At 62.3% G+C, this 16437-nt stretch carries 13 protein-coding genes and 3 tRNA genes; 2 read left to right on the top strand and 14 right to left on the bottom strand.

The features are described 5' to 3' along the window. Positions 1–23 precede the first annotated feature (23 nt). Together rpsG and rpsL are read right to left on the bottom strand one after the other, a co-directional pair. Positions 24–494 (bottom strand): 30S ribosomal protein S7, encoded by a 471-nt coding sequence (gene rpsG, locus PFX98_RS10215; RefSeq protein WP_285235099.1) that lies wholly within the window; start codon positions 492–494, stop codon positions 24–26. Positions 495–676: 182 nt separating this feature from the next. Next, complete coding sequence (rpsL, locus tag PFX98_RS10210) at positions 677–1051, bottom strand: 30S ribosomal protein S12 (RefSeq protein ID WP_285235097.1); 375 nt, start codon at positions 1049–1051, stop codon at positions 677–679. Positions 1052–1342: 291 nt separating this feature from the next. On the opposite strand from rpsL, the gene PFX98_RS10205 reads away from it, so the two are divergent. After that, positions 1343–1807, top strand: a complete 465-nt coding sequence (locus PFX98_RS10205; protein ID WP_285235095.1) for a PIN domain-containing protein — start codon at positions 1343–1345, stop codon at positions 1805–1807. Positions 1808–1819: 12 nt separating this feature from the next. Further along, positions 1820–2470: a 2'-5' RNA ligase family protein gene (locus PFX98_RS10200; RefSeq protein ID WP_285235093.1), complete on the top strand. Its 651-nt coding sequence runs from the start codon at positions 1820–1822 to the stop codon at positions 2468–2470. Positions 2471–2550: 80 nt separating this feature from the next. On the opposite strand, the gene rpoC is transcribed toward PFX98_RS10200, so the two are convergent. The 12 genes from rpoC to PFX98_RS10140 all read right to left on the bottom strand — a co-directional run bounded on the left by rpoC (position 2551) and on the right by PFX98_RS10140 (position 16418). Continuing rightward, on the bottom strand, positions 2551–6768 hold the full coding sequence (rpoC, locus tag PFX98_RS10195; RefSeq protein WP_285235091.1) for a DNA-directed RNA polymerase subunit beta': 4218 nt from the start codon (positions 6766–6768) through the stop codon (positions 2551–2553). Positions 6769–6789: 21 nt separating this feature from the next. After that, positions 6790–10911: a DNA-directed RNA polymerase subunit beta gene (gene rpoB, locus PFX98_RS10190; protein ID WP_285235089.1), complete on the bottom strand. Its 4122-nt coding sequence runs from the start codon at positions 10909–10911 to the stop codon at positions 6790–6792. Positions 10912–11234: 323 nt separating this feature from the next. After that, positions 11235–11615: a 50S ribosomal protein L7/L12 gene (gene rplL / locus PFX98_RS10185; protein ID WP_285235087.1), complete on the bottom strand. Its 381-nt coding sequence runs from the start codon at positions 11613–11615 to the stop codon at positions 11235–11237. Between the two features lie 43 nt (positions 11616–11658). After that, complete coding sequence (gene rplJ, locus PFX98_RS10180; protein ID WP_285235085.1) at positions 11659–12183, bottom strand: 50S ribosomal protein L10; 525 nt, start codon at positions 12181–12183, stop codon at positions 11659–11661. A gap of 263 nt (positions 12184–12446) precedes the next feature. Further along, a complete protein-coding gene (rplA, locus tag PFX98_RS10175) occupies positions 12447–13154 on the bottom strand; it encodes a 50S ribosomal protein L1 (protein WP_285235084.1) in 708 nt (235 codons plus the stop codon). A gap of 1 nt (position 13155) precedes the next feature. Then, positions 13156–13587, bottom strand: a complete 432-nt coding sequence (gene rplK / locus PFX98_RS10170) for a 50S ribosomal protein L11 (protein ID WP_058933584.1) — start codon at positions 13585–13587, stop codon at positions 13156–13158. A gap of 168 nt (positions 13588–13755) precedes the next feature. Beyond that, on the bottom strand, positions 13756–14340 hold the full coding sequence (gene nusG, locus PFX98_RS10165; RefSeq protein ID WP_285235083.1) for a transcription termination/antitermination protein NusG: 585 nt from the start codon (positions 14338–14340) through the stop codon (positions 13756–13758). 10 nt (positions 14341–14350) lie between these two features. Beyond that, complete coding sequence (secE, locus tag PFX98_RS10160) at positions 14351–14734, bottom strand: preprotein translocase subunit SecE (RefSeq protein ID WP_285235082.1); 384 nt, start codon at positions 14732–14734, stop codon at positions 14351–14353. A gap of 136 nt (positions 14735–14870) precedes the next feature. After that, positions 14871–14946 (bottom strand) — tRNA-Trp (locus PFX98_RS10155). Between the two features lie 15 nt (positions 14947–14961). Further along, a complete protein-coding gene (gene tuf / locus PFX98_RS10150) occupies positions 14962–16152 on the bottom strand; it encodes an elongation factor Tu (protein WP_285235081.1) in 1191 nt (396 codons plus the stop codon). A gap of 47 nt (positions 16153–16199) precedes the next feature. Further along, positions 16200–16274 (bottom strand) — tRNA-Thr (locus tag PFX98_RS10145). Positions 16275–16344: 70 nt separating this feature from the next. Then, positions 16345–16418: transfer RNA gene (locus tag PFX98_RS10140), tRNA-Gly, on the bottom strand. Positions 16419–16437: the final 19 nt, after the last annotated feature.

The raw sequence follows: 16437 nt of genomic DNA, 5'->3' as shown, positions 1-16437 counted from the left end.
CGAGGCGGCTGGAACGGTGTAGTTTAGAAGCGGAAGTGCGAGAAGGCCTTGTTGGCTTCTGCCATGCGGTGCACTTCGTCACGCTTCTTCATCGCGCCGCCGCGGCCTTCGGAGGCCTCCAGCAGCTCGTTGGCGAGGCGCTGTGCCATCGACTTCTCGCCGCGCTTGCGGGCCGATTCCTTCAGCCAACGCATGGCCAGAGCCATACGGCGGACGGGGCGAACTTCCACGGGAACTTGGTAGTTCGCACCGCCAACGCGGCGTGACTTCACTTCGACCATGGGCTTCACGTTGTTCAACGCGACGATGAACACTTCCAGCGGATCCTTGCCGACCTTCTTCTCGATTTGCTCGAGAGCGCCATAAATGATGCGCTCGGCGACGGCCTTCTTGCCGGACTCCATCACAACATTCATGAACTTGGACAGATCAACATTGCCGAACTTGGGATCAGGCAGGATCTCGCGCTTGGGTACTTCGCGACGACGTGGCATGGGATTCTTCCTCTTGCTTCAGTTTGGCTCGGGGCTTAAGCCCGTTACCGTTGAACGACCACCAACATCAGGGGTCATCCACTTACTCGGCTGCTACCGCTCTACTGAGCCAGCACAAACCGCTAAATATCCGACGACAGCCCAGACGATGCTAGTGCCGCGCCATGACAAACTCTTAATGCTTACTTCTTCGGGCGCTTGGCGCCGTACTTGGAACGCGATTGCTTGCGATCCTTCACGCCCTGCAGGTCCAAGGAACCGCGCACGATGTGGTAACGCACACCGGGCAAGTCCTTGACACGGCCGCCGCGCACGAGCACGACGCTGTGCTCTTGCAGGTTGTGGCCTTCACCGCCGATGTACGAGATCACCTCGAAACCGTTGGTCAGGCGCACCTTGGCAACCTTACGAAGCGCCGAATTCGGCTTCTTCGGGGTCGTGGTGTACACGCGGGTGCAAACGCCGCGGCGCTGCGGGCAGTCCTGCATCGCCGGCGACTTGGATTTCGTGACCTCGACCTGACGGCCGTGGCGCACGAGCTGATTGATGGTTGGCATAAGTAACTTGTTCCCGTTTGAAGTCACAGTCTTCGATGGACTGACCACGACGGCCAGCAACCCTGCCACGCAACATCTGACGAAAAGCCAAAAGCGCACGACACCATGCAGCCGCATGACGCTGTGCGCAAACTTTCCGGACGCTGATGCCTAGGCGCAGCAAGGCCCATTGAAGAGCCCGCGATTGTAGATCACAAGCGGGCGCATGCACAAGTGGCGTGCCGGCCGCCCCGGCGGACGCTATGCTCCCAGCCTGTGCCCTGCCAGAGTTCCGCCGTGTCAAGCTCGCCCATGCCCCCAAAAGCCGTCATCGACACCCAGGTTGTGATGGATTGGCTGGTTTTTGGCGAGCCCTCGGTGCTGCCGCTGGCACAGGCGCTGCGAGCCGGCAGCCTGCGCTGGGTTGGCAGTCCGCCGATGCGCGCCGAGTTGCTGCATGTGCTGGGGAGAGGTATTGCTGCCAGCCGGCGGCCCGATATCCAAAGCATTGAGGCGGCCTTCGAGCAATGGTGCTCGCCCGTCCATGAGCCCTCGCCACCCGCGGTACGCCTGATGTGCCGCGACCCGGACGATCAAATGTTCATCGATCTGGCGATTGCTCAGCATTGCGCCTGGCTGATTTCGCGCGACCGCGCCGTGCTCGCACTGGCGAAGCGTGCGCGCGCTTTCGGTCTGAGCATCCTCACGCCACAGGCTTGGCTCAAGAGCCAGCCAAGCGTGGCGGACAGCACGGCGCCGCTCGAATTCAGCCCGTGAAAGGTAAGCCGGATGGTCAGCATCACGCGCACCATGGCCGAGCAACTGAGTTTGCCGGGTCTTGAGCCTGCTAGGACGGGGCTGTTCCGGCCTGAAGTCATCAACAGCTGGCGCGGCGAGCCGGAAGGCTACACATTGTTCCTGGCCCTCTTCCCCCAGCCCGAGGATGCGCAGCAGATCGCTCGAGCGGCCGCGGCGCTGCGCGGCCGGCATGGACTGACTAGCGCTTGTTTGCCAGCCGAGCGCTTGCACATCACGCTGCACGCCGTTGCAAGGTTCCGGGAGTTAATCCCTCAAGCACCCATCGACGCCGCCCGCGCTGCCGCGGCGCGCGTCAGCTGCACGTCACTGCCCATCGTCTTCGACCACGCGATGAGCTTTCCGCCAAGCAAAGCCTTCGTGTTGCGCTGCGATGCCAGCAGCGCCGCTGGCATTGCACGACTGAGGCAGTTGCTCGCACTCGAACTACGCCGTTTCGGACTTCGGCCCGATGCGTCCAGCACGCCTCACATGACGATGCTCTACCAGCCCGGATTCGTCGCCGAGCACAGCATTGCGCCCATCGACTGGATCGCGACACGCTATGCCCTGATCCTCAGCCACAAAGGGATTACCCATCATCAGTGGCTTGGCGAATGGGCGATGCCGCCCACCGCCTCATAAGCCGCCGAAATCCGATCCGGCATGAAAAAAGGGCTGCCGAATCGGCAGCCCTTCTAGGCGTAAAGCCCGCGCTGACTTGATCAGTCGGCGCTGCGATCGCTCGCGTCGTCCACGGCGGCCAACTGCGCTGCAGCCATTTCCTCGGCTTCCTGCATGGCGATGGCGCGGCGCTCGGCGTCGTCCATCTCTTCCTTGACGCGGCGAGCATCGTGGAAGGCCATGCCAGTACCGGCCGGGATCAGACGGCCGACGATGACGTTTTCCTTCAGGCCACGCAGCTCGTCGCGCTTGCCCATGATGGCAGCCTCGGTCAGCACGCGGGTGGTTTCCTGGAAGGAAGCCGCCGAGATGAAGGAGTCGGTCGACAGCGAAGCCTTGGTGATACCCAGCAGCACGTCAGCATGGGTGGCAATCATCTTGCCTTCCTTGCGCAGACGGTCGTTGGTGTCCAGCAGTTCCGAGCGTTCCACCTGCTCGTTGACGATGTAGTTCGAGTCGCCCGAGTTCGTGATCTGCACGCGACGCAGCATCTGGCGAACGATCACCTCGATGTGCTTGTCGTTGATCTTCACGCCCTGCAAGCGATACACGTCCTGCACTTCGTCGACGATGTAGCGAGCCAGCTCTTCGATACCCAGCAGGCGCAGGATGTCTTGCGGATCGGCCGGGCCGTCCACAATCAGCTCACCGCGGTTGACCACCTGGCCTTCGTGCACCAAGATGTTCTTTTCCTTGGGCACCAGCTCTTCGTGCTTGTTGCCGTCCGGATCGGTGATCTCCAAGCGCACCTTGCCCTTGGTTTCCTTGCCGAAGGAGACCGTACCGGTCTGCTCGGCCAGCACGCCGGCATCCTTGGGCGAGCGGGCTTCGAACAGCTCGGCCACACGCGGCAGACCGCCGGTAATGTCTCGAGTCTTCTGGCCTTCCACCGGGATACGCGCCAGCACTTCACCAGGCGCGAGGTCCTGACCGTCGCGGATCTGGATCAGCGAGCCGACCTGGAAGCCAATCGTCACCGAGTGGTCGGTACCGGGGATCTTCACCTCGTTGCCATTGGCGTCCAGCAGCTTGACCTGCGGGCGCACCACCTTGGCGGCGCCACGACGCTTCGGATCGATCACCACCAGCGTGGACAGACCGGTCACCTCGTCGACCTGCTTGGCCACGGTGACGCCCTCTTCCACATTCTCGAACTTCGCCTGACCGGCGAATTCCGTGATGATGGGTCGGGTCAGCGGATCCCAGTTCGCCAAGATCAGGCCAGCCTTGATGGTCTGGTCGGCCTTGATGTTGAGGATCGCGCCGTACGGCACCTTGTGACGCTCGCGCTCGCGGCCATGCTGGTCGCTGATGATGATTTCGCCGGAACGCGAAATCACCACCAGTTCACCCTTGCCGTTGGTGACGTAGCGCATCGTGGCATTGAAGCCGATGATGCCGTCCGACTTGGCTTCGACGCTGGAGGCCACCGCTGCACGCGAAGCCGCACCACCGATGTGGAAGGTACGCATGGTCAGCTGGGTACCCGGCTCACCGATCGACTGCGCAGCAATCACGCCCACGGCCTCGCCGGTGTTGACTAGGCCGCCGCGGCCCAGATCGCGGCCATAGCACTTGGCGCAGAGGCCGAAGCGCGTGGCGCAGGTCAGCGGCGTGCGGACCTTGACCTCGTCCACGCCGGCTTGTTCCAGCATGTCCAGGTTGTCTTCGTCCAGCATATGGCCGGCCGGCAGCAGCAGGCCTTGCGTCTCGGGGTGCAGCACATCGATGGCTGCCACGCGGCCGAGGATGCGGTCGCGCAGCGATTCGATCACTTCACCACCCTCGACCAGGGCGCGCATCGCGATGCCGTTGTCGGTGCCGCAATCGGCTTCGGTCACGACCAGATCCTGGGTCACGTCCACCAGACGACGCGTCAGGTAACCCGAGTTCGCGGTCTTCAACGCCGTATCCGCCAGGCCCTTACGAGCACCGTGGGTGGAGATGAAGTACTGCAACACGTTCAGGCCTTCGCGGAAGTTCGCCGTGATCGGCGTCTCGATGATCGAGCCATCCGGCTTGGCCATCAGGCCCCGCATACCAGCCAGCTGGCGAATCTGGGCCGCAGAACCGCGGGCACCCGAGTCGGCCATCATGTAGATGGAGTTGAAGGACTCCTGATCCACTTCCTTGCCGTTGCGGTCGATGGTCTTCTGCTTGGACAGCTGGGTCATCATGACCTTGCCGACTTCGTCGCCGGTCTTGCCCCAGATGTCCACCACCTTGTTGTAGCGCTCGCCGGCGGTCACCAGGCCCGAGACGTACTGCTGCTCGATTTCCTTGACTTCCTTTTCGGCACGCTCGATCAGCTGCACCTTCTCCTTGGGCACCAACATGTCGTCGATGGCGATGGAGATGCCCGCGCGCGTGGCCAGCTTGAAACCGGATTGCAGCAGCTTGTCTGCCAGCACCACGGTTTCCTTCAGGCCGCACTTGCGGAACGAGGTGTTGATCAGGCGCGAGATTTCCTTCTTCTTCAACGCCTTGTTGATGTTCGAGAACGGCAGGCCCTTGGGCAGGATCTCGCTCAACAGGGCACGGCCGACGGTGGTGTCCACCAGCTTGGTCTCGGGCACCCATTCACCGTCCGCACCCTTGCTGTACTCGGTCAGGCGCACGGCGATCTTGGCGGTGATCTCGACCACGCCGTTCTCCAGCGCGCGCAGCATTTCGCTGACGTCGGAGAACACCAGGCCTTCGCCCTTGGCGTTGATGCGATCGCGGGTGGCGTAGTACAGGCCCAGCACCACGTCTTGCGACGGCACGATGGAGGGCTCGCCCGAAGCCGGGAACAGCACGTTGTTGGAGGCCAGCATCAGCGTGCGGGCTTCCATCTGTGCCTCGATCGACAGCGGCACGTGGACGGCCATCTGGTCACCGTCGAAGTCGGCGTTGAAGGCCGCGCAGACCAGCGGATGCAGCTGGATTGCCTTGCCTTCGATCAACACCGGCTCGAACGCCTGGATGCCCAGACGGTGCAGCGTCGGCGCGCGGTTCAGCAGAACCGGATGCTCCTTGATGACCTCTTCCAGGATGTCCCAGACCACCGGCGTGCCGGATTCGACTTCCTTCTTCGCGGCCTTGATGGTGGTGGCGATACCCATCGCCTCCAGGCGCGAGAAGATGAAGGGCTTGAACAGCTCCAGCGCCATCAGCTTGGGCAGACCGCACTGATGCAGCTTCAGCGTCGGGCCCACGGTAATCACCGAACGACCGGAATAGTCGACGCGCTTGCCCAGCAAGTTCTGACGGAAGCGACCACTCTTGCCCTTGATCATGTCGGCCAGCGACTTGAGGGCACGCTTGTTCGCGCCGGTCATGGCCTTGCCACGACGGCCGTTGTCCAGCAGCGAGTCCACGGCTTCCTGCAGCATGCGCTTTTCGTTGCGCACGATGATCTCAGGGGCCTTCAGCTCGAGCAGACGGGCCAGGCGGTTGTTGCGGTTGATGACGCGGCGATACAGATCGTTCAGATCCGAGGTCGCGAAGCGGCCACCGTCCAGCGGCACCAGCGGACGCAGGTCCGGCGGCAGCACGGGCAGCACGTCCAGCACCATCCAGTTCGGCTTGATGCCGGACTTCTTGAAGGCTTCCATGACCTTCAGGCGCTTGGAGTTCTTCTTGACCTTGAGCTCGGAGCCGGTCATGTCGTTGCGGAGCTTGTCGATCTCAACGTCGAGATCCATATCTTCCAGCAACTTCTTGACGCCTTCCGCACCCATCAGCGCGATGAACTCGTCACCGTACTCGACGCGCTTGGCGTCGTAGTCGTCCTCGCTCATGATGCTGAACTTCTTCAGCGGGGTCATGCCGGGGTCAACGACCACATAGGCTTCAAAGTACAGCACGCGCTCGATGTCGCGCAGCGTCATGTCGAGCACCAGGCCCAGACGCGAGGGCAGCGACTTCAGGAACCAGATGTGAGCGCAGGGTGCGGCCAGGTCGATGTGACCCATGCGGTCGCGACGCACCTTGGTCTGGGTGACTTCAACGCCGCATTTCTCGCAGATCACGCCGCGGTGCTTCAGGCGCTTGTACTTGCCGCACAGGCACTCGTAGTCCTTGATCGGGCCGAAGATCTTGGCGCAGAACAGGCCATCACGCTCGGGCTTGAAAGTCCGGTAGTTGATGGTCTCGGGCTTCTTCACCTCACCGAAAGACCACGAACGGATCTTCTCGGGCGAGGCCAGCCCGATCTTGATCGCGTCGAAGTGCTCGTCGGGCGTGAATTGCTTGAACAGGTCCAGCAAACCTTTCATGTGTTTCTCCTGTTCCTATGCTTAGTTGCGCTCGAGCTCGATGTCGATGCCGAGCGAACGAATTTCCTTCACCAGCACGTTGAACGACTCCGGCATGCCGGCATCGATCGCGTGCTCACCCTTGACGATGTTCTCGTAGACCTTGGTACGGCCGTTCACGTCGTCGGACTTGACGGTCAGCATTTCCTGCAGCACGTAGGACGCGCCATAGGCTTCCAGGGCCCACACTTCCATCTCACCGAAGCGCTGGCCACCGAACTGCGCCTTACCACCCAGCGGCTGCTGCGTGACGAGCGAGTACGGGCCGGTCGAACGGGCGTGCATCTTGTCGTCCACCAAGTGGTGCAGCTTCAGCACGTGCATGTAGCCGATGGTGGTCGGGCGCTCGAACTGCTCGCCGGTGCGGCCGTCGTACAGGAAGGCCTGCGTGCGCGTCGGGGTCAGGCCCTTCTTCGCCGCGATGTCGTCCGGGTAGGCCAGCTTCAGCATGCCGCGGATTTCTTCTTCCTTGGCACCGTCGAACACCGGCGTCGCGAAGGGCACGCCGTTCGACAGGTTCTGCGCCATTTCGACGATTTCCTTGTCGCTCAGCTCGTCCAGGCTCTCGGCCTTGCCGCCGCTCTGGTTGTACAGCTCGTCAAAGAACTTGCGCAGCTCGGCCACGGCCGAGTGTTGCTGCAGCATGTCGCCGATGCGCAGGCCGATGCCCTTGCCGGCCCAGCCCAGATGGACTTCCAGCACCTGACCCACGTTCATCCGCGAGGGCACGCCCAGCGGATTCAGCACGATGTCGGCGGGCGTGCCGTCGGCCATATAGGGCATGTCTTCGATCGGGGTGATCTTGGACACCACACCCTTGTTGCCGTGACGGCCGGCCATCTTGTCGCCAGGCTGCAGGCGGCGCTTCACGGCCAGGTAGACCTTGACCATCTTCAGCACGCCGGCCGGCAGCTCGTCGCCCTGCGTCAGCTTCTTGCGCTTTTCTTCAAACGCCAGGTCGAAGCTGTGGCGGGTCTGCTCCAGCGAGTTCTTGATCGATTCCAGCTGGTTGGCGACCTCGTCTTCGGCCGGACGGATGTCGAACCAATGGAACTTCTCAACGCCGGCCAGATAGGCCTTGTCGATGACCGTGCCCTTGGCGATCTTCTGCGGGCCGCCGTTGGCCACGCGGCCGTTCAGCAGCTTCTCGATACGGTCGAAGGCGTCGGCCTCGACGATGCGCAGCTGGTCGTTCAGGTCCAGGCGGAAGCGCTTCAGCTCGTCGTCGATGATCTGCTGGGCGCGCTTGTCACGCTGGATGCCTTCGCGGGTGAAGACCTGCACATCGATCACGGTACCGTTGGTGCCCTGATCCACGCGCAGCGAGGTGTCCTTCACGTCGGAAGCCTTCTCGCCGAAGATGGCGCGCAGCAGCTTCTCTTCCGGCGTCAGCGTGGTCTCGCCCTTGGGCGTGACCTTGCCCACCAGCACGTCGCCAGGGTTCACCTCGGCGCCGATGTAGACGATGCCCGATTCGTCCAGGCGCGCCAGTTGCTGCTCGCTCAGGTTCGGGATGTCGCGGGTGATTTCTTCGCTGCCCAGCTTGGTGTCACGGGCCATCACCACCAGCTCCTCGATGTGGATCGAGGTGTAGCGGTCTTCGGCCACCACGCGTTCGGAGATCAGGATCGAGTCTTCGAAGTTGTAGCCGTTCCAGGGCATGAAGGCGACCAGCATGTTCTGGCCCAGGGCCAGCTCGCCGATGTCCGTCGATGCACCGTCAGCAATGATGTCTTCCGCAGCCACCTTGTCGCCACGGCGCACGATCGGGCGCTGATGGATGTTGGTGTTCTGGTTGGAACGCTGGTACTTGATCAGGTTGTAGATGTCGACACCGACTTCACCAGCCACGGTCTCATCGTCGTTCACGCGAATCACGATGCGGTTCGTGTCCACGTAGTCGACGATACCGCCGCGGCGTGCGGCCACCACGGTGCCCGAGTCCTTGGCGGCGACGCGCTCGACGCCCGTACCGACCAGGGCCTTCTCGGGACGCAGCACCGGCACGGCCTGACGCTGCATGTTGGCGCCCATCAATGCGCGGTTCGCATCGTCGTGCTCCAGGAAGGGCACGAGCGAGGCGGCCACCGAGACGATCTGTGTCGGCGCCACGTCCATGTACTGGATGCGCTCGGGCGAGGTCAGCACCGATTCGCCGTTTTCACGCGCAGACACCAGCTCGTCGGTCAGCTCGCCAGCGGCGTTCAGCGTCGCGTTCGCCTGGGCGATCACGTACTTGCCTTCTTCGATGGCCGAGAGGTAGTCGATCTGGGTCGTCACCTTGCCATCGACGACGCGACGGTAAGGCGTTTCCAGGAAGCCGTACTCGTTGAGCTGAGCGAACAGCGCCAGCGAGTTGATCAGACCGATGTTCGGGCCTTCCGGCGTTTCGATCGGGCAGACGCGGCCGTAATGGGTGGGGTGCACGTCGCGGACTTCGAAGCCGGCGCGCTCGCGGGTCAGACCACCCGGGCCCAGGGCGGAAACGCGACGCTTGTGCGTGATTTCCGACAGGGGGTTGGTCTGGTCCATGAACTGCGACAGCTGCGAGGCACCGAAGAACTCCTTCAGGGCCGCAGAGATCGGCTTGGAGTTGATCAGGTCGTGCGGCATCAGGGCTTCGGTCTCGGCCTGGCCCAGACGCTCCTTCACGGCCTTCTCGATACGCGCCAGGCCCGAGCGGTACTGGTTCTCGGCCAGCTCGCCCACGCAACGCACGCGGCGGTTGCCCAGGTGGTCGATGTCATCGACTTCGCCACGGCCATTGCGCAGCTCCACCAGGATCTTGACGACGTCGAGGATGTCCTCGTTCGACAAGGTCATGGCGCCTTCCGGCGTGTCGCGGCCCACACGGGCGTTGAACTTCATGCGGCCCACGCGCGAGAGGTCGTAGGTGTCTTCGCTGTAGAACAGGCGGTTGAACAGCGCTTCCACCGCGTCTTCCGTAGGCGGCTCGCCGGGGCGCATCATGCGATAGATCGCGACGCGTGCGGCCAGCTGGCTGTCGGTCTCGTCCGAGGCCAGGGTCTGGCTGATGTAGGCACCCTCGTCCAGCTCGTTCGTGTAGAGCGCCTGGATTTCCTTGATGCCGGCGCTGCGCAGCTTCTTCAGCAGCGCTTCGGTCAGCTCTTCGTTGGCCTTGGCGATGATCTCGCCGGTGTCGCCGTCGACCATGTTCTTGGCCAGCACGCGGCCGAGCAGGAAGTCTTCGGGCACGGTCACATGCTGCGTGCCGGATTGCTCCAGCTGGCGCACGTGGCGGGCGGTGATGCGCTTGTCCTTCTCGACGATGACGGCACCGCTCTTGTCGGTGATGTCAAAGCGGGCCACTTCGCCCTTCAGGCGGTCGGCCACGAACTCCATCTGGGCACCGGAGTCCATCAGACGGAAATTGTCGAACACGAAGAAGTGGGCCAGGATCTGCTCGGGGTTCAGGCCAATGGCCTTGAGCAGGATGGTGACCGGCATCTTGCGGCGACGGTCGACGCGGAAGTACAGGATGTCCTTCGGGTCGAACTCATAGTCCAGCCAGGAGCCGCGGTAGGGAATGATGCGGGCCGAGAACAGCAGCTTGCCGGACGAGTGGGTCTTGCCCTTGTCGTGCTCGAAGAACACGCCGGGCGAGCGGTGCAGCTGGCTGACGATGACACGCTCGGTGCCATTGACGATGAAGGAACCGTAATCGGTCATCAGGGGCACTTCGCCCATGTAGACCTCTTGTTCCTTGATTTCCTTGACCGTCTTGGCCTGCGGGCTCTCACGGTCGTAAATGATCATCTGCAGCTTGGCGCGCACGGCCGCTGCATAGGTCAAGCCGCGCTGCTGGCACTCACGGGTGTCGAACGGGGGCTTGGCGATATTGAATTCGAGGAACTTCATTTCCACGAAACCGTTGTGCGAAACAATCGGGAACGCGGAAAGGAACGCTGCTTGCAGGCCTTCGGGCTTGCGCTTGGCAGGGGGGACGTCTTTTTGCAGGAAGGCGACGTACGAGTCCTTCTGCATGGTGAGCAAATAGGGAACGTTGAGAACGCTCTCACGCTTGCCGAAGCTCTTGCGGATTCGCTTGCGCTCGGTATAGCTATAGGGGGTTGCTTGCGCCATAAACACTCCGTGTCGAGAGCCCACCCCTGGCCGTGGGACGGGCTTCGTCGGCGACTGGCTTCTCGAGTATTGCGCTCGATGCTTGGTGGTTGGCCACTACCAACCGCTGGCGGACAACCCTGGCATTGCACCAAGGCCCGACCAAACCGGCTCTCTGCAGTCGGATCAGAGAACACTTGAAAGAACCGCGCATCATACCGCACGCGATCCTTTCAGCTGTCCTCAAGAGTGTTTACCCTTGAAACGACTAAAGGGGAGGCCCGCAGGACCACCCCTTTAGCACAGTGGAGCCGGGCGGCTTGCGCCACCCCGCCCCCAAGGTCTTACTTGAGTTCGACCTTGGCGCCGGCTTCTTCCAGCTTCTTCTTGGCGGCTTCGGCGTCGGCCTTGGCCACAGCTTCCTTGACAGCCTTGGGAGCGCCGTCGACCAGGTCCTTGGCTTCCTTCAGACCCAGGCCGGTGATTTCGCGCACGGCCTTGATCACGCCAACCTTGTTCGCGCCGGCTTCCAGCAGCACGACGTTGAACTCGGTCTTCTCTTCAGCAGCAGCAGCGCCACCGCCAGCAGCGCCGCCAGCGGCGGGAGCAGCCATCGAAGCGGCGGACACGCCGAACTTCTCTTCAATTGCCTTGACCAGATCGTTCAGTTCCAGAACGGTCATGCTGTCCAGAGCGGCCAGGAATGCGTCTTTATCGAATGCCATGATAGTTTCCTAATAACAGATAGATTGCAGGGGACGTAGCGTCTTAAGCAGCAGCTTCGGCCGGGGCTTCGGCAGTAGCGCCGCCGCCCTTTTGCTGAGCCAGGGCAGCCAGCACGGCGGCGGTGCGTTGCACCGGCGACATGAGCAGGCCAGCCACTTGGGACAGCAGCACTTCCTTGCTGGGGATGGATGCCAGGGCCTTGATGCCGTTGACGTCCAGAGCCTTGCCGCTATAAGCGCCGCCCTTGATGACGAGCTTGTCGTTGGTCTTGGCGAAGTCAGCGATGACCTTCGCGGCAGCGACCGCGTCCTCGGAAAAACCGTAGATCAGCGGGCCGACCATGCTCTCCGAAGCAGCTTCGAACGAAGTGCCGGCGACAGCACGACGTGCCAGGGTGTTCTTCAGCACGTGAAGATACACACCTTGGGCACGCGCGGTGACGCGCAGCTTGTTCAAGGCTTCAACGGTGAGGCCACGGTACTCGGCCAGCGCCAGCGTCTGCGACTTGGCGGCTTGCGCTGCCACTTCGGAGACGACGGTTGCCTTCTCGTTGCGATTGAGACTCAAGGTCTACTCCTCACAAAAACGTGTCTTTGGCCTCGCGGCCTCCGACACACCGGGATTCAGCGACCTTCTGTCAGGAAACATTCCTTACAGCGGGACCGCCATCTGCGCTGGACGGAAACTGAGCTTCCGATTAAGCCTTGCCCCCAGTACCTCAGGGGCGCATCTCCAGCGGTCTTGGATGACGCGCCGCCGGCCGAAACCAGCAGCGCCCCACCAATTCATCAGCACGGCGCCAGACTAGCGCCGCGCCTCATCTGAATCGCTTAGGCCGAAGCCTGAGCGTTGATCGAAGCGATGTCCACGCGAGCACCGACGCCCATGGTGGACGACACGGCGACCTTGCGCAGGTAGACACCCTTGCTCGACGCCGGCTTAGCCTTGTTCAGGGCCTCGATCAGCGCGCGCAGATTGCCTTCCAACTTGTCGGTGTCGAACGAACGACGGCCGATGGTGCCGTGGATGATGCCGGCCTTGTCAACGCGGAACTGGACTTGGCCAGCCTTGGCGTTCTTGACGGCGGTAGCGACGTCCGGGGTCACGGTGCCAACCTTGGGGTTAGGCATCAGGCCACGCGGGCCCAGGATCTGACCCAGGGTACCGACGATACGCATCGTATCGGGCGAGGCGATGACCACGTCGAAAGGCATGTCGCCAGCCTTGACGCGCTCGGCCAGGTCTTCCATGCCAACCACGTCGGCGCCGGCGGCCTTGGCTTCTTCAGCCTTGGCGCCTTGGGCGAACACGGCCACGCGCTTGGTCTTGCCGGTGCCGTGAGGCATCACGACGGCGCCACGCACCACTTGGTCCGACTTCTTGGCATCGATGCCCAGTTGCACGGCCACGTCGATGGATTCGTCAAACTTGGCGGTAGCCAGTTCCTTGACCAGGCCCAGGGCGTCGGTCAGGGGGTACAGCTTGGTGGTCTCGACCTTGCCTTGCAGAGCTTTTTGCTTCTTGGTCAGCTTAGCCATGTCACACACCCTCCACGATGATGCCCATCGAACGGGCGGAACCAGCGATGGTGCGAACGGCGGCGTCCATGTCGGCGGCCGTCAGATCCTTCTGCTTGGTCTTGGCGATCTCTTCCAGCTGGGCGCGGGTCAGCTTGCCGACCTTGTCCAGATGGGGGCGCTGCGAGCCCTTTTCGATCTTGGCAGCCTTCTTGATCAGCACGGTCGCCGGGGGCGACTTGATCACGAAGGTGAAGCTCTTGTCCGCGAAGGCGGTGATCACCACCGGCAGCTTCAGGCCCGGCTCATAGCTCTGCGTCTGGGCGTTGAACGCCTTGCAGAATTCCATGATGTTCAGACCACGCTGACCCAGCGCGGGACCGACCGGAGGCGAAGGATTTGCCTTGCCAGCCGGAATTTGCAGCTTGATAAAGCCGACAATTTTCTTGGCCATGATTTCTCCTGACAGCGCCACGGCGGCCTCGCCGCAACGCCTGAGTGCTAGCGCAAGGGGCTAGAGGCTCACGCCTCGTACCCTTGCTCCTCTTGTCCGCATCTCGTTGCGGACTGACTACGAGTGAGATGCCCACCGCTTGCGCAGTGAGCGAGCCTCACCAGGCTCTCAAACTTTCTCGACCTGCGCGAAGTCCAGCTCCACCGGCGTGGCACGTCCGAAGATCGTGACCGAGACGCGCACCTTGGACTTGTCGTAATTGACTTCCTCGATAGCGCCATTGAAGTCCGTGAACGGGCCTTCCTTGACGCGCACGATCTCGCCCACCGTCCACTCGACCTTGGGCCGGGGCTTCTCGATGCCTTCTTGCATCTGGTTGACGATCTTCATCACCTCGGCTTCCGAGATCGGGGCCGGGCGGTTCTTCGCGCCACCCACAAAACCGGTCACCTTGGAGGTGTGCTTGACCAAGTGCCAGGTGTCGTCTTCCATCACCATTTCCACCAGCACATAGCCGGGGAAGAAGCGACGCTCGGTGACCGCCTTCTTGCCGTTCTTCAGTTCCACGACCTCTTCGGTCGGAACCAGGATGCGGCCGAACTTGTCCTGCATGCCGGCGCGATCGATGCGCTCGCGCAGATTGCGCTCGACGGCCTTTTCCATGCCCGAATAGGCGTGCACCACATACCAGCGCTTGGGCAGGCCAGCGGGCACTGCCGCTTCGTTCGCAACGACGTTCAGTTCTTCGCTCATCGGGAATCCTTTAGCGCTTCCAGCCCAGAATCAGGTCGATCAGGACCCATTCCAGCGTCTTGTCGGTCAGCCAGAGGAACAAGGCCATGACCACCACGAAGGCGAACACATAGCCGGTCATCTGGGTCGCTTCCTTGCGCGTGGGCCACACCACCTTGCGCACTTCGCGCAGGGAGTCGCGACCGTAGGCCACCAGCGACTTGCCGGACTCGGAGGTGAAGAAAGCGCCCGCAGCGGCCGCCAGCAGCACCAGCAGCGCCGCCCACTGCGCGATCGGGCCTTGCTTGGCCAGCGCATAGAACGCCACCAGACCACCAATCAGCAGCAGCACAGCACCCGCCAGCTTGGCCTTGTCGGCGCTGGTGGTGACTGTTTCGACTTGAGGATTCGACATTGAACTAACTTTCAAGCCCGCCTGAGCGGACTCGGCACGCATACGGAATGAATTGACCCAACAGCAGCAAAGCCCGCCGGGACCAAATCCCGCGGGCTTGCTTTGACCACTATACCAGCGTCAGGTCAGTGACTGCTGGCAGGGGCAGAGGGTCTCGAACCCCCAACCTTCGGTTTTGGAGACCGACGCTCTGCCAATTGAGCTATGCCCCTGTGGTCTTTCAGACTTTACTCGAGGATGGTGGCAACCACACCCGAGCCGACGGTACGGCCACCTTCGCGGATGGCGAAGCGCAGACCGGTTTCCATGGCGATCGGAGCGATCAGCTTCACGGTGATGCCGACGTTGTCGCCGGGCATGACCATTTCCTTGTCCTTCGGCAGCTCCACGGCACCGGTCACGTCCGTCGTGCGGAAGTAGAACTGGGGACGGTAGTTGTTGAAGAACGGGGTGTGACGGCCGCCCTCTTCCTTCGACAGCACGTAGATCTCGGCCGTGAAGTGGGTGTGGGGCTTGATCGAGCCGGGCTTGGCCAGCACTTGACCGCGCTCGACGTCTTCACGCTTGGTGCCGCGCAGCAGGATACCGACGTTGTCGCCGGCTTGACCTTGGTCCAGCAGCTTGCGGAACATTTCCACGCCGGTCACGGTGGTCTTCTGCACGTCGCGGATACCGACGATTTCGATTTCTTCGCCGACCTTGATGATGCCGCGCTCGACGCGACCGGTCACCACGGTGCCACGGCCCGAGATCGAGAACACGTCTTCCACCGGCAGCAGGAAGGTGCCGTCAACGGCGCGGTCCGGCTGGGGGATGTAGGTGTCCAGCGCATCGGCCAGGCGCATGATGGCTTGCTCGCCCAGGTCGCCCGTGTCGCCTTCCAGCGCCAGCTTGGCCGAACCCTTGATGATGGGGGTGTCGTCGCCGGGGAAGTCGTACTTGGACAGCAGCTCGCGCACTTCCATTTCCACCAGTTCCAGCAGCTCGGCGTCATCCACCATGTCGCACTTGTTCAGGAACACGATGATGTACTTCACGCCCACTTGGCGAGCCAGCAGGATGTGCTCGCGGGTCTGGGGCATCGGGCCGTCAGCGGCCGAGCACACCAGGATCGCGCCGTCCATCTGGGCCGCGCCGGTGATCATGTTCTTCACATAGTCAGCGTGGCCAGGGCAGTCCACGTGAGCGTAGTGGCGGTTGGCCGTTTCGTACTCGACGTGGGCGGTGTTGATGGTGATGCCGCGGGCCTTTTCTTCAGGGGCCGCATCGATCTGATCGTAAGCCTTGGCTTCGCCGCCAAACTTCTTCGACAGCACGGTGGCGATCGCAGCAGTCAGCGTGGTCTTGCCGTGGTCAACGTGACCAATCGTGCCCACGTTCACGTGGGGCTTGGTACGCTCGAATTTACCTTTTGCCATCTTGCGCTCCTGGCGATCAGATCAGAGAAGGGGAAGAAGAAAAGAGGTGGTGCCCATGACGCGGATCGAACGCGTGACCTCTCCCTTACCAAGGGAGTGCTCTACCACTGAGCCACATGGGCATCGACACAGGTTTATTGACCACAGATCAACAAACCAGTGCCGACACATTCACCTTCCAAGCAAGCCGACTGGAGCGGGAAACGGGAATCGAACCCGTGTCATTAGCTTGGAAGGCTAAGGTTCTACCATTGAACTACTCCCGCCCGGGAGTATCACTTGCTC

It is taken from the genome of Paucibacter sediminis (assembly GCF_030254645.1).
Taxonomy (GTDB): Bacteria; Pseudomonadota; Gammaproteobacteria; order Burkholderiales; family Burkholderiaceae_C; genus Paucibacter_B; species Paucibacter_B sediminis.
This window is presented reverse-complemented; position numbering and strand designations above follow the sequence as displayed.

Coding starts and splice junctions, on each gene's coding strand:
- rplK (WP_058933584.1), bottom strand. CDS start 13,587: ATGGCCAAGAAAATTGTCGGCTTTATCAAGCTGCAAATTCCGGCTGGC.
- rpoB (WP_285235089.1), bottom strand. CDS start 10,911: ATGGCGCAAGCAACCCCCTATAGCTATACCGAGCGCAAGCGAATCCGC.
- PFX98_RS10205 (WP_285235095.1), top strand. CDS start 1,343: ATGCCCCCAAAAGCCGTCATCGACACCCAGGTTGTGATGGATTGGCTG.
- rpsG (WP_285235099.1), bottom strand. CDS start 494: ATGCCACGTCGTCGCGAAGTACCCAAGCGCGAGATCCTGCCTGATCCC.
- rpoC (WP_285235091.1), bottom strand. CDS start 6,768: ATGAAAGGTTTGCTGGACCTGTTCAAGCAATTCACGCCCGACGAGCAC.
- secE (WP_285235082.1), bottom strand. CDS start 14,734: ATGTCGAATCCTCAAGTCGAAACAGTCACCACCAGCGCCGACAAGGCC.
- rplA (WP_285235084.1), bottom strand. CDS start 13,154: ATGGCTAAGCTGACCAAGAAGCAAAAAGCTCTGCAAGGCAAGGTCGAG.
- rplL (WP_285235087.1), bottom strand. CDS start 11,615: ATGGCATTCGATAAAGACGCATTCCTGGCCGCTCTGGACAGCATGACC.
- PFX98_RS10200 (WP_285235093.1), top strand. CDS start 1,820: ATGGTCAGCATCACGCGCACCATGGCCGAGCAACTGAGTTTGCCGGGT.
- rpsL (WP_285235097.1), bottom strand. CDS start 1,051: ATGCCAACCATCAATCAGCTCGTGCGCCACGGCCGTCAGGTCGAGGTC.
- nusG (WP_285235083.1), bottom strand. CDS start 14,340: ATGAGCGAAGAACTGAACGTCGTTGCGAACGAAGCGGCAGTGCCCGCT.
- tuf (WP_285235081.1), bottom strand. CDS start 16,152: ATGGCAAAAGGTAAATTCGAGCGTACCAAGCCCCACGTGAACGTGGGC.